Source organism: Bradyrhizobium sp. 215_C5_N1_1, from assembly GCF_052075935.1.
Classification (GTDB): Bacteria; Pseudomonadota; Alphaproteobacteria; order Rhizobiales; family Xanthobacteraceae; genus Bradyrhizobium; species Bradyrhizobium barranii.
The window spans coordinates 7,314,314-7,338,687 of sequence record NZ_CP197228.1 but is presented as its reverse complement, the minus strand read 5'-3'; the positions used below and the strand labels follow the sequence as shown (position 1 = coordinate 7,338,687).

The window sequence follows — 24,374 nt, the reverse complement described above, 5'->3', positions numbered from 1 at the left end:
CGTTTTACCTTGATTCCGTTTGTGAGTTTCCAGCATCTCGCGGTGCGGCTATGAGTGCGGCTTGATGGCCATTCGAGCGCGCTCCATGCATTCCGTTGCCCTGCTGACCGCCAGCTACGCCAAGGATATCGAACGCTTTTCGCTGCTCAGCGAGAGCATCGACACCTGGCTCTCGGGATACACGCGGCATTATGTTCTCGTTAACGATGAGGACGTGCCGCTGTTCGCGCCGTTTGCATCCGACAAGCGCGTCATCGTTCCGGCCTCGAATTATCTGCCGAAATGGCTCTGGGCGCTGCCGCCCTCGCTTCAGTTCCTCAGCAAGCGCCGGGTCTGGCTGTCGCTGCTGTCGTCGCCGGTGCATGGCTGGCACATCCAGCAGATCCTGAAAATCGCCGGCGTGCTCAACGCATCCGAGCAGCGCGTCTGCATCCTGGATTCGGACAATCTGTTCTTCCGCGAATTCGACGCCGGCCAATATGCCGGCGGAGAGAAGACGCCGCTGTTCGTCACCCCGAAGGACATCGGCGCTGACCACCCGTTGCATGGGCTGTGGCTGCGCACAGTCGATCAGTTGCTCGGCATCAAGGACCGGTCCTTCCCCGCCGATGACTATGTCGGCAACGCGCTGGTCTGGGACAAGGACACCGCGCGCGCGATGACCGACGCCATCAAGTCGGCAACGGGATTGAACTGGGTTCTGGCGTTGTGCCGGAAGAAGAAGTTCTCGGAGTATCTGATGTACGGCCATTTCGTCGCGAACTCTCCGGCGCATCTGGCCACCCATCGGGTCACCGAGGACAGCATCGCCGTCTCGCATTGGGATGAGACGCCCCTCGACCGTCCGGCCATCGAAGCGATGATGCGCGCGGCCTCGCCCGAACAGGTCGCGCTCTGCATCCAGTCCTATTCGTCGACCTCGATCGACGACATCCGCGACGTGTTCCGCCTTAGCTCGCGGGATCGACGCAGCCCGAGCCTGTCTCCTGAAGATATGGGTGATGCGGCCGAATTCGAAGTGCCGGCGAAGACGCGCTAAGGCCGCGTCTCAGGCGTCCCTCGTGAACTTGCTGATGACGTCCATGAACGGCTTCGGCTTGAACTCGCCGTCAAGCGGCAAGGGGCGGTTCGGCTGCTTGTCCGCGCGGGCGAAGGTGCCGTTGATCCAGCTATAGCGATCCGAGAGGCCCCAGGTCAGGATCGAGCGCACCGGCCCGCTGGTCGAGATCGCGGTCAGGAGATCGTCGACGCGCTTGGCGACGATGGCGTCGCGCTCTGCCGGATTGCCCGTCAGTTTCTGGTCGTCGACATCGAGCTCGGTGACGAGCACCTCGAGGCCCCAGGAACGCAGCTCGGTGACGAACTCGGCGAGCCCATGCGTGTCGATCTCGAGCTCGGCGTGCAGATGCGATTGCAGGCCCACAGCGTGCAGCGGCACGCCCTGGTCGAGCAGGTCCATGATCAGGTTGCGGTACGCCGCGCGCTTGGCAATGAACGAGTCCTTCGCCGACTCGATGTCATATTCATTGATCGCGAGCTTGACGAAGGGATCGGCCGCGGCCGCCGTGCGGAAGGCCAGCGGAATCCAGCGGTTGCCCAGATGCTGCGTCCAGAACGTGTCGCGCCGGTCGGTGATCTTCTTCGGATTGTCCGGGATCGGCTCGTTGACGACGTCCCACGACGTCAGCTTGTCCTTGTAATAGGACACGACGGTGCCGATGTGGTCGACATAGGCGCGCTCGACGCCCTTGGAATCCTTGATCTGCTTGGTCCAGTCCGGAATGTCGTGATACCAGGCGAGCGCGTGACCGCGCATTGTCAGATCGTTCTCCCTGGCGAAATCCAGGATCGCGTCGGCGCGCTCGAAGTTGAACGTGTGCGCGTTCGGCCGCAGCATCGGCCATTTCAGCTCGAGCACCGGCACCACCTGGGTGCAATAGGTACTGATGGCTTCGCCGAGCCTGGGATCTGCTTGCAGGTCCCAGAGCGTCGCAGCAGCGCCAAAGCCCGGACGGCGCTGCGCGAGTTTTGATGCCGGCGCGGCGGACGCCGCTGCCCCCACCGCGAGTGCTGCGGCGCCGCCAAGGAGAAATTCGCGTCTGTCGAGCCTGGTCACGGTGGGACGTTCCTTTTGGAACCAACGCGCCATCGTACCAAGCGGCGCCTTGCGACGCCGGGGTTTCCTGTCGTTGGGTTAACCTTTGCGGATGTCCGGTGCGCAACGCGCGTGGCGCTGCATCGCTGTTCCAGTCTGGATCAGGGTTTCGTGTCGTGATCGCTCGAACCGCCCCAGGGAAAGGGCAAATTTAACGCTAACGCGCGAAAGCGGCCTCTCAGCCTCATTCGCCGCCCGATCTGCAGACTTATGTGACACTCTTGAGAGATGCTGCGGCGCAGTTCGTTCGCCCCGCCAAGGTCATTGATTAACGGCCGTCACCATCGCAACACCGTTGCCGGTCCTGTGCTCGCATGCTGAACCGCCATTTCTCGATTTATCTCGTCGCCTACATCCTGCCCGCAGCGGTGGGTTTCTTCGCGGTCACGGCCTACACGCGGCTGCTGACGCCGGCCGAGTACGGCGCCTATGTCGTCGGCATCAGCCTCGCCGGCATATTGGGCGCGATCTTCTTCGCCTGGATCAAGCTGTCGGTGTCCCGCTATCAGGCGATGTCGGCGGAGGTGGATTTTCGCGGCACGGCGATGGTCGCCTTCGGGCTGACGGCCGCGGTCCTCTGCGCCACCACGCCGCTGGTCATTCTGTTCCGCAGCGACCTCAGCGTCGAGCTGCTGCTCGCCAGCATGTTCGTCGCGATCATGGCCAATGCTGTCGATGTCGGCCAGGAATTCGAACGCGCCAAACTGCGCCCCTACAGGTTCGCGGCGATCTCGATCGTCCGCAGCGTGTCGAGCGTCGGCTTTGGCCTGCTCGGCATCTGGCTCGGCTGGGGTGGATTGGGACTGCTCGCCGCGTTCGGCCTGGGCTCGCTCACCGGCATCATTCTCAATCTCGTCGGCGACCGCACCAAGATCGCGCGCTTCGAGCGCAGCCAGTTCATGCAGCTGGCGCGCTACGGCCTGCCGCTGACGCTGGCCGGATTGTCCGTTGCGGTCTATTCGGCCTGTGACCGGCTCATCGTCGCTTATCTGCTCGGCAAGGACGCCGCCGGCATTTTCGGCGTCGCCGCCGATCTGCCGCGCCAGTTCATGGTCATGATCGCCTCCAGCGTCGCCGCTGCGACCGTGCCGCTGGTGTTCCGGTCGCTGTCGGAGAAAAACAGCGAGACGACGCGGGAGCGGCTGAGCGAGAGCCTTGAGTTGCTGCTCGTCGTCGTCGCACCCGTCGCCGTCTGGCTCGCGCTCGCGGCCGACCAGGTCGCGGGCACGCTCGTCGGCGTCGATTTTCGCGCCGGCGTATCGGCGCTGTTGCCGACGCTGGTGCTCGCGCGCTTCTTCGGCATCGCCAATCAATTCTATGTGCAGATCAGCTTCCAGCTCGCCGAGCGGCCGTTCATGCTGGCGGCGCAGTCGTTCCTCACGCTCGTTTTGAGCGTGGCACTGATGTTCGCGCTGGTCGCGGGCTACGGCCTTTACGGCGCGGCGCTCGCCACGCTCGCCACCGAAGCGCTCGGCTTCGTCGTCGCCGTCGCCCTGATGCGCCGCGCCCATCCCGTGCCGTTCGACGTCAACCGCCTCGCCGGCGTTGCGGCTTCGGCTGCGGCGATGGCGGGCGCTATCCTCGTTGCGCGGACGCAGGTCGGCGGTACCGGTATCGTGGCGTTGATGGTCGTCAGCTCCGCGGGTGGGGTTGCTTACGCCGCTGCGGCCTGGCTGCTCAACGTCGCGAATGTGCGGACGTTGTCGCTGCGCTTCCTGCGGACGTTCAACCGCAAGGCGCTGGGCGTATAGACCCGCGCGCTACCCCGCCAGAAAGCCGCCATCCACGGCAACGACGGTGCCGGTCGCATATTGCGAAGCCGGCATGCAGAGGAAGGCAACGGCGCCGGCAATGTCCTCCGGCTGTCCCCAGCGCTTGAAGGCGGTGCGATCGGCGATGCGCTGATAATGCGCAAGGTCGCTGCGGCCGGCGGCGTTGATCGCGGTTTCGATATAGCCGGGCGCGACCGCGTTGACGCGGATGCCTTCTTCGGCCCACTTCAAAGCCAGCGCCTTGGTCAGCATCACGACACCACCCTTGCTGGCGCAATAGGCGGGAATCCGCGGCAGCGCCAGCGTCGCGTTCATCGAAGCGATGTTGACGATCGATCCCGTCTGCTCCGCGAGCAGGGAGTGAAAGGCCATGCAGGTGCGGAACGTGCCGGTGAGATTGACGTCGAGCACCTTCATGAAGGTCTCGATCTCAAATTCCTTGTCGCGCGCGAGAATGCCGGCGCAATTGATCAGCGCGTCGACGCGCTTGTGCTTCCGGGCGAAGGACGTGACGGCTTCGTCATCGGTGACATCGAGCGTTGCGAGCGTGAGGCCCGCGCGCGGTTTGAGGAGGGTGCGGGCAAGATCGGCCTCGTTCGCGCCCGTTGCAGACACCGTCGCACCCAGATCGCAGAATTGATTGCTGATGGCGGCACCAATGTCGCCGGCGCCGCCGATCACGACGGCATGGAAGCCGGGGGCGAGGGAAAAGTTCGGATTCATCGGGAGTGTCTCACTTCAGGGATTTCGGAGGCGCAGCCGTCGACTCGCGGACGACTAGCGAGAAGTCGATCTCGCGATGCATGATGGTCTGCTCGCCGGCGAGGCTGCGCACCAGATATTCACCGGCGCGCTGCCAGGTTTCTCCGGTCGGTACGTGGATCGTGGTCAGGCTCGGCCGCAAATGCCGGCTCCAGTCGAGGTCGTCGAAGCCGACCACCGAGAGGTCACGCGGCACCGAAAAACCGCTGCGCTCGGCTTCGAGCAGCACGCCATAGGCGATGACGTCGTTGCCGCACACCACGGCTGTCGGGCGGTCCTCGAGGCCTAGGAGATAGCGCGCCGCCTCGCGCGCGTCGTCCAGCGTATAGGGCACCTCGACATGCCATTGCGAAGGCAATTCGAGCCCGTTCTCCGTCAGCGCGCGGCGAAAGCCGGCGACGCGGGCGCTGGCGCGGTCGTTGTTGCGCTGGAGCGCCGAGACGATCCCGATGCGGCGGTGGCCGAGCTCGATGACATGCGCGGCGGCGCGATGGGCGGCGGCTTCGTTGTCGGTGCCGACGCAAGGATAGGGCCGGTCGGGCTGGTAGATGCCGACATTGATGAACGGTACGGCATTGTCCGCCAGCAGCTTGCGTAATCCGTCGTGATGGCAATCGCCGCGCAGCACCAGGCCGTCGACACCGCGGCTGATCAGATTGCGCGCCTGCTGCAATTCGACGTCGAGATCGTAGCCGCTCGTTGTGAGAAACAGCATGTATCCGACCGACGACAGATATTGCTGCAGCGAGGCGATGCCGCGTGCGAACATCGTGTTGTCGATCGTCGGTACGATTGCGCCAAGCGTGCGCGAGCGTCGTGACGACAGGATGCGCGCCGGCGCGTGCGGGATGTAGCCGAGCGCGTCGATGGCCTGCTCGATGCGCGCCCGTAAGGAAGGGCTCACCGCGTCGGGGTTGTTGAGGGCGCGCGAGACCGATGCCGTCGAGACGCCGGCGCGGGCCGCCACGGCGCGGATGCCCTGTTTCACAGACTTGGCGTTGGTCAGTCTCATGAATGTAACGTTACATCGGGCATAGCGAACCGCATGGTAGCGGCAATGTCGCAAATCTGCCGCAGATTGTGCGGCTTGTCCATCGCTTGACACGGCGAATGCGAGGTCTATTTTGTAACCGTTTTCAAGCGCTGCTCAAACGTGTTCAAAATGGTCCGCCAGCTTAAGGCGGCCAGCCGGGAGGAGAGTTCGATGAAGGCCAGGATGCTCGCGACCCACGTCGCGTTGCCCGTTCTCGCGATTGCTGCGGCGACCGCGCAGGCGCACGCCGCCGATTTCGACTGGATGAAGTTCAAGGGCAAGACCGTCACCTTTCTCGCCAACAACAATCCGGTGTCGCAGGCGCTGCTGACTTACAAGGCCGATTTCGAGAAGCTGACCGGCATGACCCTCAAGGTCGACGGCTATCAGGAACAGCAGATGCGCCAGCGTCTGGTGACCGTCATGAATGCGAACAGCGACGAGGTGGACGTGTTCATGACGCTGCCCTCGCGCGAGGGCGAGCAGTTCGCCGCCGCCGGCTGGTACGGCGATCTCACCGCGATGGCCAAGAACGAGGTGGCCAGGGAATACGACTCCAACGGGTTGAGCCAGGCCCTGCTGAAGGCCGCGACCTTCGGCGGCAAGCTGACCAGCATGCCCATGAACATCGAAGGCCCGATCTTCTATTACCGCACCGACATCTTCAAAAAGTGCGGTCTCGAGGCGCCGAAGACGATCAAGGACGTCGAGGCCGCTGCCGAGAAGATCAAGAGCTGCGACAGCACCGTGACGCCGTTCGTCTCGCGCGGCCTCAAGCCCGCGATTGCCTATACCTTCAGCAACATGCTGCACAATATCGGCGGCAGCTATGTCGCAAACGGCAAGTCGAACCTCTGCTCGGCCAAGGGCAAGGAAGCGCTCGACACCTATAGCCGGCTGCTGCGCGATTTCGGACCGCCTGGCGTCGTCAACTACAGCTTCCAGCAGATTTCGGCGCTCTACCGCAGCGGCCGCGCCGCGATGGCGTTTGAGTCGTCGAATGAGTTGCGCACGGTGATGGAAGGCGGCGCGCGCCTGAAGGACACCGGCCTGCTGCCGTTCCCGGCGGGCGATGCCGGCCAGGTGCCGACCACGATCGGCTGGGGCATGGCAGTGTCCTCGCACAGCAAGCAGCCGGATGCGGCTTGGTACTTCGTGCAATGGGCGACCAGCCCAGAGGTGCAGAAGAAGATGGCGCTTCAGGGCATTGCCCCGCCGCGTCCGTCGGTCGCCAAGGATCCCGAATATCGCAAGTGGATCGACGAGGAGCCGGTCCGCAAGGAATGGCAGGCCGCGCTCGACGTGCTCGCAACGAAGGGCTCCTCCGAGGTCGGCTATCCCATCGTCGCCAATCCGCAATCGCGCGAGTTCATCGGGCAGGCGGTACAGGATCTGATCCTGAAGCAGAAGACCGTCGATCAGGCCTGCGCGGATGCCGACAAGGCGCTGGATGCGCTGATCGCGCTGAACTAACGGCCTCATTCCGGCAGGCTTGCTGCCTGCCGGCACCCAACTCGATCGAGGACACGAACGCATGTCTGATACGGCTGCGACACTCACGCAGGACCGGCAGAAGCTGGAGATGGCGGCGCTCTCGGCGCCGGCCGTGGTCTTCACGGTCGCGATGATCGCGTTTCCGGTCGTCTATACGATCTGGCTCGGCTTCCAGACCTTCTCCTCGACCGGCAAGCAGTCTTTCGCGGGCCTCGCCAATTATTCGAAGCTGATCTCCGATTACGAATTCTGGCACGGGCTGTGGATCACCATTGCGCTGTTCGTGCTGTCCTTGGTGCTGCAGCTCGTCTTCGGCGTCTGGCTGGCGCTGGTGCTGTTCCACGCCAAGCGGCTGCCAGGCATCGTGCGCTCGCTGTTCATCTCGCCCTTCATGATGCCGCCGGTGGTGGCGGGTATGATGTGGCTGGTGATCCTCGATCCGTCGCTCGGTGCTGCCAACTATATCCTTCAGTCGTTCGGCCTGCCGCCGTCGGACTGGCTGGCCTCGCCGACCTGGGTCATTCCGACCGTGGCTCTGATCGACAGCTGGCAGTGGACGCCTTATGTCGCCCTGATCGTGCTGGGCGGCCTGCAATCCCTGCCGCCGAGCGTCTACGAGGCGGCGCAGATCGACGGCGCGTCTCCATTCAGGACTTTCCAGCGCATCACGCTGCCGCTGCTGCTACCGACCATCGTCACCGCGGCGATCCTGCGGAGCGTCGATCTGCTGCGCTTCTTCGACATCATTTACATCACGACCCAGGGCGGCCCGGGCAACGCCTCGAACACGCTCAACATCTACGGCTTCAGGGTCGGCTTCGAATTCTTCAACATCGGCTATGCCAGCGCCCTGATGCTGACGCTGACGGCGATCGTGTTCGGCGCCGTGCTCGCCTTCAACCGCTTGCGCGGCGCAGTGGCCTGGTGATGTCATGAACGATGCCGCCAACACCGACCGCTGGATCCGCTGGCTCAACACGGTGCAGCTCCTGCTCGCCGGCGTGCTCATCATGGCGCCGACGGTCTGGATGGTGCTGTCCTCGTTCAAGCCGTCGTTCGAGGTCACCGCCTATCCGCCGACGCTGAGCTTCTCGCCGACGCTGGAAAACTATGTCGAGCTGACCAGGACCACACCGTTCCTCAGCTACGCGCTCAACAGTCTCATCGTCACCGTTGGCTCGACCGCACTCGGTCTGCTGTTTGGAATTCCTGCTGCCTTCGCCGTCTCCTGGACGCGGATTTCGTGGCCGGCCATCCTGACCCTCGCCGCGCGCATGGCGCCCGGCACGTTGTTCCTGCTGCCGTGGTACGTGATGTTCCGGCAGGTCGGCATGATCGGCTCCTACACCGCGCTGATCCTCAGCCATGCCGTCATCACGCTGCCGATCGTGATCTGGGTTTTGCTGCCGTCCTTCGACGGCATTCCGCGCAGCGTGTTCGAGGCGGCGCAGGTGGATGGGTGCAGCGTCACGCGCATCCTCTGGCGCATCGCGCTGCCGCTGGTGGCATCAGGCGTCGCCGTCTCGGCGATCCTCGCCTTCGTGTTTTCGTGGAACTACTTCCTGTTTGCGCTGGTGCTCTCCAACGGCGACACCAAGACGCTGATCGCGGCGGCCTTCAACTTCATCGGTGAGGGCTCAACGCAATGGGGCGCTCTCATGGCTGCGGCGACGCTGATCGCGTTGCCGCCGCTGGTGCTGGCGGCCCTGGTTCAGCGCTGGCTGGTGTCCGGACTGACGCTCGGTGCGGTGAAAGGCTAGGTATCGAAATGAACGTGTCGCCCCGTCCGAACTCGATCATGCAGGCCGCGGTCTTCCACGGCAATGACCGCATCACCATCGAGCGCGTCGCGATGCCCGATGTCGGCCCAAGTGAAGTGCTCGTCCGCGTCTCGCGCACCGCGCTGTGCGGCTCCGACTTCAAGCTCTGGCACAAGGGCGCCGAGTTCACCGCCGGCCATGAGATCTTTGGTGTCGTCGAACAGCCCGGTCATCGCCTGCATGGCCGCCGCTGCGCCGTCTATATCCCCTTGCACTGCGGCCACTGCCCCGCTTGCAAGCGCGGCGATACCCAGATGTGCCTGGAAGTCTCCAGCCTGATCGGTTGGAACAGGCCCGGCGGCTATGCCGAATATGTGCCGGTGCCGGAAAACTGCCTGCTGCCGGTGCCTGATGATATCGAGGACAGCCTTGCGCCGCTGCTGCTCGACACCATCGGCACCTCAGGCCACGCCGTCCGCTTTGTCAGCCGCGTGGTGCCGCCGAGCGAGGCCGGTCCAGTTCTCGTCATGGGCGCGGGGCCTGTCGGCCTTGGCGTCGTGCTGGCGCTCCGCGCGCTCGGCTACGACGACATCCACGTTGCCGATCCCAACGCGGCACGGCTGAAGATCGCACAGTCTTTTGGCGCAAAGGCGCACCCGGTCGGAGATACCTCGAAGCGCTTCGCCCTCATCATGGAATGCTCCGGCGCCCATGCGGCGCGCAACCTCGGCATCGAGCTGGTCCTGCCGCGCGGTGCGCTGGTGCTGGTCGGCGAGAACGCCGCGCCCTGGACCATCGAGGAAGGCAAGGTCTTCCGCCGCAAGGACTTTTACATGATCCGGACCTTCTATTTCCCGGTCTCGGATTTCGAGCCGAATGTCGAGCTGCTGCGCAAATACAAGGACGAGTACCGCGTCCTGGTCGATGGCGAGTTCGGCCTGTCGGCTCTGCCAGAGAATTTCGCCCGCTTCGCCAAGGGCGAGCTGATCAAGCCCGTGCTGGCACTGGACTGAGCGATCATGGCTTCGATCTCGATCCGCAACCTCACCAAGCGCTACGGCAATTTCACCGTGATCCCCGATCTCAATCTGGAGATCGCGGACCACGAATTCGTCGTGTTCGTCGGCCCGTCCGGCTGCGGCAAGTCGACCTTGCTGCGGATCATCGCGGGCCTCGAGCCGATTTCGTCGGGCGATCTCTACATCGGCGACAGGCGCGTCAACGGCGTCCAGGCTGCGCAACGCGATATCGCGATGGTGTTCCAGGATTACGCGCTCTACCCGCACATGCGGGTCTACGACAACATGTCGTTTGCGCTGGAGCTGAGAGGCACACCGAAGGCCGAGATCGACGCCCGCGTGAGGCGTGCGGCCGCACTGCTGCACATCGAGCCCTATCTCGACCGCAAGCCGAAGGAGTTGTCCGGCGGCCAGCGCCAACGCGTCGCCATGGGCCGCGCCATCGTGCGCAATCCCAAGGCCTTTTTGTTCGACGAGCCGCTCTCCAATCTCGATGCGAAGCTGCGCGGGCAGGTGCGGGCGGAGATCAAGGCGCTGTCGCAGGAGCTGAAGACCACCATGGTCTTCGTGACACATGACCAGATCGAGGCCATGACCATGGCCGACCGGATCGTCGTGCTCCAGAGCGGCACGATCCAGCAATACGATACACCGGAGACGGTTTACGAGCGGCCCGCCAACCAGTTCGTCGCCGGCTTCATCGGCTCGCCCGCGATGAATTTCTTCCCGGTCGAATGGCGTCAGGAGCGCGCGATCCTGTCGCAAGGCGGAACGGTGGTGCCGCTGGACGGCGAGACCGCTGGCTGCCTGAGCAAGGCCGGCAACGCCGTGCTGGGCATTCGCCCCGAACATTTTGCTGTGGCTGCGGATGCCGCTGATGGCATCGCGATCAACGTCAGGCTGGTCGAGCCGCTCGGCTCGGACACGCTGATCCATTTCGATCTCGCCGGCGGCTCCGCCATCGCGCGGGTCGATCCGGCGCTGCGGCCGAAGGTTGGTGATCGCATCAATCTGCGCCCACAGTCGGGCAAGACGCATTTGTTCGCTGCATCCAACGGACAGGTCTTGCGGTGAGTGCGTCGGCAAACATCGGCGATCTCTCGGCGCTGGCGGACCTCGCGTCCGGCACGAAGCCCGTGCACGTGATCTGCCTCGGCCTGTCCGCGCTCGACCAGGTCTGGCGCGTCGATCGGCCGTTCGCGGGTGGAAGCGAGAAGATCAAGGCGGTCGAGTACGGCACGCTCGGCGGCGGCATGGCCGCCAACGCTTCTGTTGCGGTGGCAAAGCTCGGCGCATCCGTCGCGTTCTGGGGGCGGGCAGGGAATGATGCCGCGGGCCATGAGATGAAATCGGCCTTCACCGCTGAAGGCGTCGATGTCGAGAATTTCCGGCTGTTCCCCGATGGCCGCTCGTCGGTCTCCGGGATCATCGTCGATAGCAGCGGCGAGCGGCAGATCGTGAATTTCCGTGGCCTTTACCCAGAGACCGCAGACTGGCTTCCGCTCGAAGCCGTAGCGCGCGCGTCCTCCGTGCTGGCTGATCCGCGCTGGGTCGAAGGCGCCGCGACGTTGTTTCGGGAAGCGCGATCGCGCGGCATTCCGACGGTGCTCGACGGCGACATGGCCGATGCTGAGGTATTCGAGCGGCTGCTGCCCTTAGCCGATCACGCCATCTTCTCCGAGCCCGCGCTCGCCGCCTTTGCCGGCTCGGCCGAAGATAGATCTCTCGCAGCCCTTGCGCGCTTCGGCTGCCGCGTCATCGCCGTTACGCGCGGCGAGGGCGGCGTGAGCTGGTACGAGAACGGCCAGCTGCACCGGCAGGCCGCCTACGCCGTCGACGTCGTCGACACCACGGGCGCGGGCGACGTCTTCCACGGCGCCTATGCGCTCGCGATCGGCGCCGGCCTCGATGTGCGCGCCGCCATGGCGTTTTCGGCGGCGACGGCCGCCATGAAATGCCGCCACGCCGGCGGCCGGAACGGAATCCCCGATATCAACGAGTGTCTTGTATTCATGAGGACGAAGCCATGAGAACGATTGGAAAGAACCGCGGCCTGGCACGGCTTGCTGACGCGGATGGCCATTTTCGCATGGTCGCGCTGGATCAGCGGCCGCCATTGTTCGATGCCATTGCGAAGGCAAAGGGGATCACGCGGGACCAGGTCGAATATTCCGACGTCACGGCGGCCAAGCGTCTCTTGGTCGAGAACCTCGCGCCGCATTGCAGCTCGATGCTGTTCGACCCGAACTTCGCAGTGCCTGCCGCGATCGACCTGCTGCCGCCGCGCTGCGGTCTGATCATGACGCTGGAAGAGCACCGCGTTGAGGAAACCGCGGGCGGCCGCAAGTCGCGCGCGATCACCAATTGGAGCGTGGAGAAGATCCGCGCCATGGGCGGCGACGCCGTCAAGGTGCTGGCCTGGTACCGGCCGGACGCCGATGCCGCGGTGAACGAGCACCAGAAGCGTTTCGTGCGCGAAATCGGCGAAGACTGCGCCCGTCACGATATCCCGTACGTGCTCGAGTTGCTGGTCTACCCGTTCCTCGGCAGCGCCAATCACACGGCCGATTACGTGGAATCGCCCGGCAAGCTCCCGGGCCTCGTCATCGACAGCGTGCGTGAATTCGCAAAGCCTGAATACGGCGTCGATCTTCTCAAGCTGGAGAGCCCGCTTGCAGCCAACAGCCTGCCGGCGCGTGACGGCAGCACGGAAGCAAAGGCGGCGCAGAAGGAGTTCGATGCGATCGGTGATATCTGCCGCGAACGCAGCATCCCCTGGGTGTTGCTGTCGGGCGGCGCTGCGCCTGAAAAGTTCGAGCGCGTGCTCGACTACTCCTATGCCGCAGGCGCAAGCGGTTTCCTGGCGGGCCGTACCATCTGGCTGGATGCCGTCCTGAAGAACTTTCCGGACCGCGCAGCGGTGTCGGCCAGCCTGCGCAAGGATGGCCTCGGGGTGCTGGAACGGCTCAATCAACTGACCACGGCCAAGGGCACGCCGTGGAAGGCGCGCTTCCCGGTGTTCGCTGATATCAAGCAGGAAGGTGACTTCGCGCGCGCCTACTGAGATGGTAACGGTCCCGCGTGGTCTCAACTCGATCGCAGGATCTGCAACATGACTGACAGCTTCACCATCCGCTCGATCGAGGCCTTCTGCTATCGCTATCCCTTGGCGACGCCGGTGGTGACGTCGTTCGGCAAGATGCTCAACCGTCCGGCCGTCTTCGTTCGCGCGCTCGACGAGGACGGTGTCGAGGGGTGGGGCGAAGCCTGGTCCAACTTTCCTGCACCGGGCGCCGAGCACCGCGCCCGGCTTGTCAATGAAGTGCTGGCTCCGGGGCTTGTCGGGCGCAGGTTCGACAGTCCCGCCCAGGCTTTCGAGGTCCTGACGAAGGGGACCGAAGTGCTGGCGCTTCAATGCGGCGAGCCCGGTCCGTTCGCGCAGGCTGTTTCGGGCATCGATCTCGCGCTGTGGGACCTCTCCGCGCGTCGGCGGCGCTTGCCGCTGTGGCGGCTTCTCGGTGGGCAGTCGCGCAGGATCAAGGTCTATGCCAGCGGCATCAATCCGGGCGGCGCCGCGCAGACGGCCGAAGCCGCGCTCGCGCGTGGCCATCGCGCGTTGAAGCTGAAGGTCGGCTTCGGTGCCGAGACCGACCTCGCCAATCTGGCCGCGCTGCGCGCGATCGTCGGTGCAGGCATGCTCGCTGCCGATGCCAATCAGGGCTGGTCGGTCGATCAGGCGCTGGAGATGGTGCCGCGGTTGGCCGCGTTCGATCTGCGATGGCTGGAGGAGCCCATCCGCGCCGACCGGCCGCGCGAGGAATGGCGCCGGCTGCGGGCAGCCGCGAAAATGCCGATTGCCGCGGGCGAGAACATTTCGAGCGTCGAGGGATTCAAGGACGTCCTGGCCGAAGACGTGCTCGGCGTCGTTCAGCCCGACATCGCGAAATGGGGCGGACTGAGCGCATGCGCTGGCGTCGCGCGCGACATTCTGAAGGCGGGCAAGACGTTCTGCCCGCATTATCTCGGCGGCGGCATCGGACTGCTCGCCTCGGCGCATCTGCTGGCGGGCATCGGCGGCGACGGTTGGCTCGAGGTCGATGCCAACGACAATCCGCTGCGCGACCGGTTCTGCGGTGCCGTTGCCAGTGTCACGGATGGTACGATCGTCCTCGGCGAGGAACCGGGGCTCGGATTCACGCCCGACCTGTCGGGAATCGCGAACTATCGCAGCCTGTAGACGGCTGCGACACCTGCGTCGTCAGGCGCCGCGCAGGCCAGTTTCCCCTTGCGTTCTATTCCTCGTCGCGGAAAGCTGCCGGCGAGACGGGTAGCCGCCTTCACATTTCATAACGATGGCCGGAGCCATGTCTCGCCGAGCTTGAAAATCAAAGTTCGTTCTGCTCATTAGGGATCTGCAATTGCGCTGCAACATGCGCAAAAAGCCCATCGACTAAAGTCGATAGCCAGCGAGGAAACGAAAAAATGCGCAAGCTCACTTTGGCCATTGCCGTGATCGCCCCGATGCTCGGTCATGCCGCGTCGGCTGAGGACACCCTCAAGATCGGCTACATCGATCCGCTCTCCGGCGGTGGTGCCAGCGTCGGCGAGGGTGGTCTGAAGACATTCCAGTATCTGGCCGACGAGCTCAACGCCAAGGGCGGCATTCTCGGCCACAAGATCGAGATCGTGCCGCTCGACAACAAGACCAATCCGCAGGAAAGCCTGGTGCAGGCCCAGAAGGCGATCGACGCCGGGGTCCACTACATCACGCAAGGCAACGGCTCGTCCGTCGGCGCGGCGCTGTCGGATTTCGTCACCAAGAACAACACGCGCAATCCCGGCAAGGAAGTGCTGTACTTCAACTACGCCGCCGTCGATCCCAGCCTGACCAACGAGAAGTGCAGCTACTGGCATTTCCGCTGGGATGCGAGCTCCGACATCAAGATGGAGGCGCTCACCAACTACATGAAGGACACCGCCTCGATCAAAAAGGTGTACCTGATCAACCAGGACTATTCGTTCGGTCAGTCCGTCCGCTCCGACGCGCGCAAGATGCTCGGCGCCAAGCGGCCCGACATCCAGATCGTCGGCGACGAGCTGCATCCGCTGCTGAAGGTCACCGATTTCTCGCCCTATATCGCCAAGATCAAGGCGTCCGGCGCCGACAGCGTCGTTACCGGCAACTGGGGCCAGGACTTCGCTCTGCTGCTCAAGGCTGCCGCTGACGCCGGCCTGAAGGTCAACTGGTACACTTATTATGCCGGCGGCGCCGGCGGCCCCACTGCCGTCAAGCAGACCGGTCTCGATCATCAGGTCTTCCAGATCACCGAAGGCTTTGCGAATTCCGGCAACAAGGTTGCGATGGATTACGAGAAGGCGTTCCGCGCCAAGGTCAATCTGTCGCTCTGGTACCCGCGTGCGGTCAACGAGATGCGCATGTTCAAGGCGGCTGCCGAGAAGGCCAACTCGATCGACCCCGTGAAGGTGGCGGCGGCGCTCGAGGACCTGAAGTTCGAGGTTCTGGACGGCGGCACCGGCATCATGCGCAAGGACGACCACCAGTTCCTTCAGCCGATCTACATTTCCTCCTTCGGCAAGCTGACCGAGAATGAGCCCTTCGACGAGGAAAACACCGGCTGGGGCTGGCACCTCGTCTCCAAGGTCGACACGGCGCAGGCCATGGTCCCCACGACCTGCAAGATGGCGCGGCCGTAATCACGACATCCGTCGTTTTCCCGCGGCCGACATCGGTCGCGGGAAGGCGGTGGCCGGACTATTCTTGATTGGGCGATGTTCACCGGGGCCATCAGGCCCCGGACAGAGACGAGTGCGCTGTGCTTGAACTCATTGTCATTTCGACCCTGAACGGCGTGCTGTTCGGCATGCTGCTCTTCCTGCTGTCGAGCGGGCTGACCGTCATCTTCAGCATGATGGGCGTGCTCAACTTCGCGCATGCCAGCTTCTACATGCTCGGCGCCTTCTTCGGCTTCCAGCTCACCAAGTGGATCGGCTTCTGGCCGGCGCTGGTGCTGGCGCCGCTACTGGTCGGCGCCATCGGCATGGCGGTGGAGCGCTACGGCCTGCGCAACACCCACAAGCACGGCCATGTCGCGGAATTGCTGCTGACCTTCGGTCTGGCTTTTGCGATCGAAGAAATCGTGTCGATGATCTGGGGCAAGAGCCCGGTCGACTATCGCGTGCCGGCGCTGCTCGACTTCCCGGCCTTCACGATCTTCTCGACCAACTATCCCGCCTACAAGATCTTCATGCTGGCCGTGTCGGTCGTGATCTTCGTGGCGCTGCTGGTCGTGCTCAAGCGCACCCGCGTCGGCCTGATCGTGCAGGCGGCGCTGACGCATCCGCACATGGTCGGGCATCTCGGCCACAATGTCGGGCGCGTGTTCATGGTGGTGTTCGGCGTCGGCAGCGCGCTCGCCGGCATTGCCGGCGTCATTGCCGGACCGGCCCTGGTGACGCAGTCGGACATGGCCGCAGCACTCGGGCCCATCCTGTTCGTCGTCATCGTGTTCGGTGGCCTCGGCTCCTTGCCCGGCGCTTTCATCGCCTCGCTCGTCATCGGACTGGTGCAGACCTTTGCGGTGGCGCTGAACGGCTCGCTGGCGAGTGCGTTCGGACCGCTCGATCCGTCGACGGGACCGTCGGTCCTCACCGACATCTGGAACGTCACGATCGCGCAGGTCGCGCCGATCGTTCCCTATATGCTGCTGGTGCTCATTCTGATCGTTCGCCCCATGGGCCTGATGGGGACGCGCGAGTCATGACCGCCAAACCGATTTCGACATCGAAGCCCGCCGGCGACGGCCTGCGCTTCTACGGCGTCTGGCTGATCGGCATCGCAGCGCTGATCGTCCTGCCGCTGATCTTCTCCTCCGGCGGCTCGCTGACGTCGTTCAGCCTGATCGGCATCGCGATCGTCTTCGCGCTGTCCTACAACATCCTGCTCGGCCAGACCGGACTGCTGTCGTTCGGTCACGCCGTGCATTACGGCCTCGGCGGCTTCGCGGCCTGCCACATGATGAATGCGGTGGTGTCGCACGGCTGGCCGATCCCGCTGCCGTTCATTCCGCTGTTCGGCGGGATCGGTGGTCTCGTCTTCGCTGTCATCATCGGCTGGGTCATGACCAAGCGCGCCGGCACCGTGTTCGCGATGATCTCGCTCGGCATCGGCGAATTGGTGGCGTCGTCCTCACTGATCCTGCGCTCGGTGTTCGGCGGCGAGGCCGGCATCACCACGGATCGCACGGCGTTGCCCAAGATGTTCGGCTGGTCGTTCGGGCCGCAGCTTCAGGTCTATTATCTGATCGCGTTCTGGCTGGTGCTGTCGGCCATCGTGATGTACGCGCTGACCCGGACGCCCCTGGGACGGATCAGCAATGCCGTCCGCGACAATCCCGAGCGTGTCCAGTTCATCGGCTACGATCCTCACGTCGTTCGCTATCTCGCTTATTGCTTTGCCGGGTTCTTCGCGGGCGTCGCCGGCGGCCTGACCGCGATCAATTTCGAGATCGCGAACTCCGCGCTGCTCGGTGCGATCCAGTCCGGTCTGGTGCTGTTCTCCACCTTCATCGGCGGCATCGCCTATTTCTTCGGGCCGATCCTCGGCGCGATCCTGGTGACCTATCTCCAGCTCGGGCTGACAGGCCTCACCAGCGTCTGGCAGCTCTATTTCGGCATCATCTTCATCGGCATCGTGATGTTCGCGCCGGGCGGTATCGCCGGCCTGTTGATGATGCACCGGCCGCTGGTTCGCGCCGGAACGCTGTGGACGGTGATCCCGTCCTATCTCGTCGCTATTGTGCCGACCCTGGCGCTCGCCTGCGGCGTCATCCTCACCATCGAGACGGTCGCGCGCTATTCCGGCGGCGACCCGATCAACCTGTTCGGCATTCCCTTCAATGCGAAGTCCCCGGTGACGTGGATTTCCGCAGCAGTTCTCGTCGTCGGCGGTGCGTTCGTCGCGCGGCTGAGCTGGCGGAGGATCGCGGACGCGTGGGACAGGGCTGCGACGGTCGCCCGTGACCGGGGGTATCTGGCATGAGCGGAGCGGTATCTGGCACGAGCGGAGCGGTATCTGGAAAGAACGCAGCCATCGAAGTCCGCGCCGTCGAAAAGCGCTTCGGCAATGTCGGCATCATCCGCGACCTCAACCTCAGCGTCGCGAAAGGCGAGCGTCACGCCGTCATCGGCCCGAACGGCGCCGGAAAATCCACGACGTTCAATCTGATCAGCGGCCACATCAAGCCGACCTCGGGCGAGGTGAAGCTGAACGGCGATGTGATCTCCGGCCTGCGGCCGTTCGAGATCAACCGGCGCGGCCTGTCGCGCTCGTTCCAGGTCACCAACGTGTTCGCCCGCATGTCGGTCTGGGAGAACGTCCGCTGTGCCGTGCTGTGGGCGACGGGGCATCGCTACGCCTTCTGGAAGAACGTCGACAGCCTGCCGGAAGTGCGCGAGCGCACGGCCCAGATCCTGGACGACATCCATCTCACCCATCGGCGCGATGTTCCGGCGGGACTTCTGACCTATGCCGAGCAGCGCGAGCTCGAGATCGGCATCACCATCGCGAGCGGGGCCACGGTCGTCATGCTCGACGAGCCGACCGCCGGCATGAGCCACGCCGAAACCGACCGCGCGGTGTCGCTGATCCGGCGACTGACCGAGGGCAAGACCCTGGTCATCGTCGAGCACGACATGAGCGTCGTATTCGGCCTTGCCGACCGCATCTCCGTGCTGGTCTACGGCCACATCATCGCCTCGGGCACGCCGGAAGAGATCCGGCGCGATCCGAAGGTCAAGGAAGCCTATCTCGGCGAGGAAGCGCATTGATGCTCGAGGTCAGGGATCTCCACGCCTATTACGGCAAGAGCCACATCCTCCAGGGCGTCGACCTTGACGTCGCCGCGGGCGAGGTCGTGAGCCTGCTCGGCCGCAACGGTGTCGGCCGCTCGACCACGGTCAAGGCGATCATGGGCGAGGTCGCGCCGCAAGGCACGATCCGCTTCAAGGGCAAGGACATCGCCGGCCTTCCCAGCTACAAGATCGCGCACCTCGGCCTCGGCTATGTGCCCGAGCATCGCGATATCTTCCCGAGCCTGACGGTTCGCCAAAACCTCCTGCTCGGCGTCAAGGACACGCGCCGCCCCGGCAAATGGCGGCTTGAGGACATGCTCGAGATGTTCCCCAATCTCGCCGCGCGTGCCGATACGGCCGCAGGCGTGCTGTCGGGCGGCGAAAAGCAGATGCTCACCACCTGCCGGACGCTGATGGGCGATCCGGACCTGATCATGATCGACGAGCCGACCGAGGGTCTCGCCCCGCTCATCGTGCAGCAGGTCGGCGATCTCATTGCGCGCATCGCGCAGGCCGGCGTCGCAATCCTGCTGGTCGAGCAGAAGCTCTCGATCGCGATGCGGATCTCGAAGCGCGTCTACATCATGGGTCACGGCCGCGTCGTGTTCGAGGGGACGCCGGACGAGCTCAAGGCCAATGCCGCCGTGCGCCAGGAATGGCTTGAAGTCTGACGCATGGCTCGAGGTCTGACGCTCACATTGCCGTGTAACGAGCGCGCAAAATAGAACGGCTGCAAGCCGCGCATACGCATCTGAATTCTTCGCTACATCTCACGCTTCATAATCCTTGTATCGTCGCGCTCGCCGGCATCGCAATCGATGCGGCCGATGATAACCAAGAAGAAAGTGGAGGGCGCCGGCGGCAGCCTGTGAGCTCGCGCGTCGATGCGTCTTGCCTGGGAAGGAGATGCCGAGCATGTCGGGAAGACAACTGGTCCGTGGAGTCGTTGCTCTGCTTGCGGCGCTGGGCGCCGCTTCGGCCGCGACGGCCGGAAACTACGACACCGGCGCGACCGACACGTCGATCAAGCTCGGGCAGACCATGCCCTACTCGGGACCGGCCTCCGCCTATTCCGCGATTGGCCGCGCCGAGATCGCCTATTTCAAGATGCTCAACGACAAGGGCGGCATCAACGGCCGCAAGGTCGAGCTGCTCAGCATGGACGACGGTTATTCGCCGTCGAAGACGGTCGAGCAGATTCGCCGCCTCGCCGAGAGCGACGAGGTGCTGGCGATGTTCTCGATGCTCGGCACCGGTCCCAACATCGCCGCGCAGAAATACCTCAACGCCAAGAAGATCCCGCAGCTGTTCCCGTCGAGCGGCGCCAGCCGCTGGAACGATCCGCAGCATTTTCCCTGGACCACCGGTTCGCAGCCGACCTACCGGACCGAAGGCCGCATCTATGCCAAGTGGATTCTTGCGAACAAGCCGAATGCCAAAATCGCCGTCATCACGCCGAACGAAGATCCCGGGCGCGACTATCTCGCCGGCTTCAAGGAAGGGTTAGGGGAGCACGTCAACCAGATCGTGTCCGAGGCCACCTACGAGACATCGGATCCGACCGTCGACTCCCAGATCGTCAAGTTCAAGGCCGCCGGCGCCGACGTTGTTTTCAACGAGTGCACGCCGAAATTCGCGGCGCAAGCGATCAAGAAGATCGCCGAGCTCGGCTGGAAGCCGCAGATCATCCTTCCCGCCGTTTCCAACTCCGTCGGCTCCGTGCTGGTGCCGGCCGGGCTCGACAATTCCGTCGGCATCGTCACCGGTGCTTTCCAGAAGGATCCCGGTGATCCGCGCTGGGAGAATGATTCCGGCATGAAAGCCTGGCGCGAGTGGATGAAGACGTACAATTCGAGCGCCGATCCGGCCGACGTCTTCAACGTCACCGGCTACACCATGGCGCAGATCATGGAGCTGGTGCTGCAGCGCGCCGGCAACGACCTCACCCGCGCCAATTTGATGAAGCAGACGCAGTCGTTCAAGGACGTCGAATTGCCGATGCTGCTGCCGGGCATCAAGCTCAACACCTCGGCCGAGCAGGTGACGCCGATCCGGCAGTTGCAGATGGCGCGCTTCAACGGCAAGTCCTGGGAGCTGTTCGGCGACGTGATCGGCGAATAGGATCGACGCAGTGTGACGGGCGGGCTGGCACAGCCTTGCCCGCCCGTCTTATCCCACAGTTGCTTCCTCCAACGACAGTGAAACGACGATGACACCGACCGGTCCCCTCAGCGGTATCCGCGTTCTCGATCTGACGAGCGTGCTGTTCGGCCCCTACGCCGCGCAGATGCTCGGCGACTGGGGCGCCGATGTCATCAAGGTCGAGCCGCCCGCGGGCGATACCTGGCGCTACACCGGCGTGTTCCGGAACCGCGGCATGAGCGGCCAGTTCATGGCCGTCAACCGCAACAAGCGCAGCCTCGCGCTCGACCTGAAGCATCCTGACGGCAAGGCCGCGCTGGCAAAACTGATCCCGACGGTCGATGCGCTCGTCACCAATGTGCGACCCGCGGCGATGGCGCGGCTCGGCTTCGGTTACGAGGCCTGCGCAAAGCTCAATCCGCGGCTGATCTATGCCGCGGCGACCGGCTTCGGCCAGGACGGGCCGTGGGCGGCGCGCCCCGCATTCGACGAGATCATCCAGGCGGCTTCAGGCCTTGCGTCATCGATCGGATCGGACGAGGAGCCGGAATTCGTTCCGAGCCTGATCGGCGACAAGATCTGCGCGATGGCGATGGTCGGCGCGGTGTCCGCGGCCTTGTTCCGGCGCGAGCGCAGCGGGCAGGGCCAGATGGTCGAAGTCCCCATGCTGGAAACCATCGCCGGCTTCAACAGCATCGAGATGCTGGGCGGACACGCGTTCGATCCGCCGATCGGCCCGACCGGCTACAAGCGGATGAAGAACCGGCGCCCGGTGCAGACCAAGGACGGCTGGCTGACGATGCTGCCTTACTCCGGAGACAATTGGTGCGCCTTCTTCGAGGCTGTCGGCCGTTCCGAGCTGATCGAGGAACTCGGGGTGCGCGATCCCGTGCTTCGTTCCCAGAACATCGACAAGGTCTATGACCGCATGAGCGAGATCGGGCCGACCCGCACCACCGCGGAGTGGGAGGAATTGCTGCTGCGGCTGGACGTGCCGCACACCGCCTTCGCCCGGCTCACCGAGATCGGCGAGCAGCCGCATCTCGCCGCCGTCGCATTGTTTGCGGATATCGATCATCCGACCGAAGGCCGAATCCGGCAGGCGCGGCCCGCGACGAAATTCTCGGAAAGCCCGGCCGGCATCCATCGCATGGCGCCGCGCCTCGGCGAGCATTCGCGCGAGGTGTTGCGCGAGGCCGGCCTGAGCGATGCGGAAATCCAGGCGGCGGTCGACAGCAAGGCGGTTGGTGTCGCGTCCTGAGCCGGCCGGCGTTCGGGAACCGACTCTCTGTGATGACGGTCACATCCTGCTGTCGCGGGCGGGTCTAGCGTAGGTCTGTTCATCTTCGCCCCGGATGCGGTCATGACCACCGCCGACTTTGCCTTCGTTCTGCGCAGGCTGGGCCTTGCTGCCGCCCTCATCTGCGTCCTCCTGAGCCTGACCGTGTTCGCGGTCCTGCTAATCGTGGAGCACGAACCGGTCGGGCAGGCTGCCGCGCACGCTCTGCCGCTCATGGTGTATGCGCTGTTCGGCCTGTTCGGCGCTGCAATGACCCGGCTGATCGGGCGCCGTACCCACTAACCGGACATTGTGCCGCAGCGATTCGTGACCAGCCCCGGGCCAGCTCCGGCCCCAGCCCATCTTCCGCCCGCGCGAGCCCTCGTATATGAGAGATTTGCCGCCTGATAGGTCCGAATATTGCCGGATACGGAACGCAAGGTGGCTGCGAATTCTTAATTCAAAGATCGCAATCTGACGTGATCGACGTAAGGCGCGGACTGGTACTGGACCGGGGAATGGCATGAAAGACCTGATGACGACGGCGCAATCCACCACGGCGATGCGGCGTTGGCGGCCCCCCGGACTTGTTGCGCTCGCAACGGCCGTTGCCCTGACGGCGCTGAGCGGAAGCGCCGAGGCGGCCAAGCAGGCCCGCCAGCCGGCCGAGGCGGTGGCGCCGCGCGAGGCCGGCGAGCCGATCATGGCGATCGTGTCGATCAAGAGCCAGCAGGTCACCTTCTACGATGCCGACGGCTGGATCCTGCGTGCGCCGGTCTCGACCGGCACGACGGGACGCGAGACGCCGGCCGGCGTCTTTGCCATCGTCGAGAAGGACAAGGACCACCGTTCGACCATGTATGACGATGCCTGGATGCCCAACATGCAGCGCATCACCTGGAACGGCATCGCGCTGCATGGCGGGCCGCTGCCCGGCTATGCCGCTTCGCACGGCTGCGTGCGGATGCCCTTCGGCTTTGCCGAGGGCCTGTTCGACAAAACCAACATCGGCATGCGCGTGATCATCTCGCCGAACGACGCGGCCCCGATCGATTTCACTCATCCCTCGCTGTTCGTGCCGAAGCGCGAGGCCATCGCGGCCGTGCCGAACCGGTCCGACAAGCTCTCCGCTGAAGCCGAGGAGGCGATCCAGGCTGCCGCCGAGGCCAAGAAGGCTGCGGCCGCGGCCGCGAAGGAGGCCGCGTCGCTTCCCGCATCGCTGCGCAAGCTGGAACAGCAGAAGGCCAAGGCCGACGCCGAGCTCGCTTTCGCCGACAAGAAGATCGCGGCCGCCAAGACCGATCAGGCGCGGGCGCAGGCCGAGGAACTGAAGCAGAAGGTTGCGACCAAGGCCGCCGACGCTGCGTCGGCGCTCGATGCCGCCAAGGCCACCGCGCAGCCGAAGCGCGACGCCGTTGCCGCCACCAAGGAGGCCGCAAAGGTCGCGGCAACCAGGAAGGCCGATGCCGTGACGGCTGCGACCGACGCCAAGCTCGCGCTTGAGCCGGTGTCCGTTTACATCAGCCGCGCGACGCAGAAGCTCTACGTGCGGCGGAACACGCACAAGCCGGCGCCGGATGGCGGCGGCGAAGTGTTCGACACCAGCATCGAGGTGCCCGTCACCATCCGCAATCCCGACCAGCCGCTCGGCACGCATATCTTCACCGCGATGGCGAAGGCCGATACCGGCCTGCGCTGGAGCGTGGTCACGATCGAGAACGGCGACGACGCCAAGGACGCGCTCGACCGCATCACCATTCCGCAGGACGTCTGGGATCGCATCGGGCCGACGGCATTGCCGCGTTCGTCGATCGTGATTTCGGACGAGCCGCTGAGTGCCGAGACCAACTACCGCACCGAGTTCGTCGCGGTGCTGAGCAATCATCCGCAGGGCGGCTTCATCACCCGCAAGCCGACCGCGCCGCCGCCGATGGAAATGGCAAGCGATGACAGCTGGGGCAATGGCGGCAACGGCTTCGGCTTCTTCTTCCAGCCGCAGCCGAACCCGCAGCCCGTCAATCCGCGCCGCCGCGGCCAGTATCAGTATTATCAGCCGGCGCAGCCGATGCAGCGGGGCTTCTGGTAGG

General features: G+C 64.5%; 22 protein-coding genes. 19 read left to right on the top strand and 3 right to left on the bottom strand.

Features of this window, described 5'->3' with window-relative positions:
* The first annotated feature begins 85 nt into the window (after window positions 1–85).
* Window positions 86–1,039, top strand: a complete 954-nt coding sequence (locus AB7G19_RS35110) for a DUF6492 family protein (RefSeq protein ID WP_085403321.1) — start codon at window positions 86–88, stop codon at window positions 1,037–1,039.
* Between the two features lie 9 nt (window positions 1,040–1,048).
* Here the strand turns inward: AB7G19_RS35110 and AB7G19_RS35105 are convergent, their stop codons facing one another.
* Complete coding sequence (locus AB7G19_RS35105) at window positions 1,049–2,116, bottom strand: endo-1,4-beta-xylanase (protein WP_085403322.1); 1,068 nt, start codon at window positions 2,114–2,116, stop codon at window positions 1,049–1,051.
* A gap of 353 nt (window positions 2,117–2,469) precedes the next feature.
* On the opposite strand from AB7G19_RS35105, the gene AB7G19_RS35100 reads away from it, so the two are divergent.
* Window positions 2,470–3,906 carry a lipopolysaccharide biosynthesis protein gene (locus tag AB7G19_RS35100; RefSeq protein WP_441268752.1) on the top strand — a complete coding sequence of 479 codons (1,437 nt, stop codon included), beginning with the start codon at window positions 2,470–2,472 and terminating at the stop codon, window positions 3,904–3,906.
* Window positions 3,907–3,915: 9 nt separating this feature from the next.
* Here the strand turns inward: AB7G19_RS35100 and AB7G19_RS35095 are convergent, their stop codons facing one another.
* Complete coding sequence (locus tag AB7G19_RS35095) at window positions 3,916–4,650, bottom strand: SDR family NAD(P)-dependent oxidoreductase (protein ID WP_085403251.1); 735 nt, start codon at window positions 4,648–4,650, stop codon at window positions 3,916–3,918.
* Window positions 4,651–4,660: 10 nt separating this feature from the next.
* The gene (locus tag AB7G19_RS35090) at window positions 4,661–5,701 is read right to left on the bottom strand and encodes a LacI family DNA-binding transcriptional regulator (RefSeq protein WP_063985365.1); all 1,041 of its coding nucleotides are present in this window, start codon (window positions 5,699–5,701) and stop codon (window positions 4,661–4,663) included.
* Between the two features lie 192 nt (window positions 5,702–5,893).
* On the opposite strand from AB7G19_RS35090, the gene AB7G19_RS35085 reads away from it, so the two are divergent.
* The 17 genes from AB7G19_RS35085 (at window position 5,894) to AB7G19_RS35005 (ending at window position 24,373) form a co-directional block, all read left to right on the top strand.
* Window positions 5,894–7,195, top strand: a complete 1,302-nt coding sequence (locus tag AB7G19_RS35085; protein WP_085403323.1) for an ABC transporter substrate-binding protein — start codon at window positions 5,894–5,896, stop codon at window positions 7,193–7,195.
* Window positions 7,196–7,256: 61 nt separating this feature from the next.
* A complete protein-coding gene (locus AB7G19_RS35080) occupies window positions 7,257–8,144 on the top strand; it encodes a carbohydrate ABC transporter permease (RefSeq protein WP_063986668.1) in 888 nt (295 codons plus the stop codon).
* 4 nt (window positions 8,145–8,148) lie between these two features.
* Window positions 8,149–8,976: a carbohydrate ABC transporter permease gene (locus tag AB7G19_RS35075; RefSeq protein ID WP_085403252.1), complete on the top strand. Its 828-nt coding sequence runs from the start codon at window positions 8,149–8,151 to the stop codon at window positions 8,974–8,976.
* An 8-nt stretch (window positions 8,977–8,984) separates the two neighbouring features.
* Window positions 8,985–9,989 (top strand): zinc-dependent alcohol dehydrogenase family protein, encoded by a 1,005-nt coding sequence (locus AB7G19_RS35070; protein ID WP_085403253.1) that lies wholly within the window; start codon window positions 8,985–8,987, stop codon window positions 9,987–9,989.
* Window positions 9,990–9,995: 6 nt separating this feature from the next.
* Window positions 9,996–11,069, top strand: coding sequence for an ABC transporter ATP-binding protein (locus AB7G19_RS35065; protein WP_085403254.1), 1,074 nt, complete (start codon window positions 9,996–9,998; stop codon window positions 11,067–11,069).
* Window positions 11,066–12,025 (top strand): sugar kinase, encoded by a 960-nt coding sequence (locus AB7G19_RS35060; RefSeq protein WP_085403255.1) that lies wholly within the window; start codon window positions 11,066–11,068, stop codon window positions 12,023–12,025. Before AB7G19_RS35065 ends, AB7G19_RS35060 begins: the two co-directional genes overlap by 4 nt.
* The gene (locus AB7G19_RS35055; RefSeq protein ID WP_085403256.1) at window positions 12,022–13,059 is read left to right on the top strand and encodes a tagatose 1,6-diphosphate aldolase; all 1,038 of its coding nucleotides are present in this window, start codon (window positions 12,022–12,024) and stop codon (window positions 13,057–13,059) included. The genes AB7G19_RS35060 and AB7G19_RS35055 overlap by 4 nt, the downstream gene beginning before the upstream one ends.
* A gap of 48 nt (window positions 13,060–13,107) precedes the next feature.
* Window positions 13,108–14,232, top strand: a complete 1,125-nt coding sequence (locus AB7G19_RS35050) for a mandelate racemase/muconate lactonizing enzyme family protein (protein WP_085403257.1) — start codon at window positions 13,108–13,110, stop codon at window positions 14,230–14,232.
* A gap of 245 nt (window positions 14,233–14,477) precedes the next feature.
* Window positions 14,478–15,710: a branched-chain amino acid ABC transporter substrate-binding protein gene (locus AB7G19_RS35045; protein ID WP_085403258.1), complete on the top strand. Its 1,233-nt coding sequence runs from the start codon at window positions 14,478–14,480 to the stop codon at window positions 15,708–15,710.
* A gap of 119 nt (window positions 15,711–15,829) precedes the next feature.
* Entirely contained in the window at window positions 15,830–16,777 is a 948-nt protein-coding gene (locus tag AB7G19_RS35040) for a branched-chain amino acid ABC transporter permease (protein ID WP_038936438.1), read from the top strand.
* Window positions 16,774–18,054 (top strand): branched-chain amino acid ABC transporter permease, encoded by a 1,281-nt coding sequence (locus tag AB7G19_RS35035; protein WP_135215553.1) that lies wholly within the window; start codon window positions 16,774–16,776, stop codon window positions 18,052–18,054. Before AB7G19_RS35040 ends, AB7G19_RS35035 begins: the two co-directional genes overlap by 4 nt.
* Entirely contained in the window at window positions 18,051–18,842 is a 792-nt protein-coding gene (locus AB7G19_RS35030; protein WP_085403260.1) for an ABC transporter ATP-binding protein, read from the top strand. Before AB7G19_RS35035 ends, AB7G19_RS35030 begins: the two co-directional genes overlap by 4 nt.
* Window positions 18,842–19,537, top strand: a complete 696-nt coding sequence (locus tag AB7G19_RS35025; RefSeq protein ID WP_063985355.1) for an ABC transporter ATP-binding protein — start codon at window positions 18,842–18,844, stop codon at window positions 19,535–19,537. Before AB7G19_RS35030 ends, AB7G19_RS35025 begins: the two co-directional genes overlap by 1 nt.
* Before the next feature lie 235 nt (window positions 19,538–19,772).
* Window positions 19,773–20,987 (top strand): ABC transporter substrate-binding protein, encoded by a 1,215-nt coding sequence (locus tag AB7G19_RS35020; protein WP_167768139.1) that lies wholly within the window; start codon window positions 19,773–19,775, stop codon window positions 20,985–20,987.
* An 88-nt stretch (window positions 20,988–21,075) separates the two neighbouring features.
* On the top strand, window positions 21,076–22,269 hold the full coding sequence (locus AB7G19_RS35015; protein WP_085403261.1) for a CaiB/BaiF CoA transferase family protein: 1,194 nt from the start codon (window positions 21,076–21,078) through the stop codon (window positions 22,267–22,269).
* Window positions 22,270–22,371: 102 nt separating this feature from the next.
* A complete protein-coding gene (locus tag AB7G19_RS35010; RefSeq protein WP_085403262.1) occupies window positions 22,372–22,590 on the top strand; it encodes a hypothetical protein in 219 nt (72 codons plus the stop codon).
* 220 nt (window positions 22,591–22,810) lie between these two features.
* The gene (locus tag AB7G19_RS35005) at window positions 22,811–24,373 is read left to right on the top strand and encodes a L,D-transpeptidase (RefSeq protein WP_085403263.1); all 1,563 of its coding nucleotides are present in this window, start codon (window positions 22,811–22,813) and stop codon (window positions 24,371–24,373) included.
* Window position 24,374: the final 1 nt, after the last annotated feature.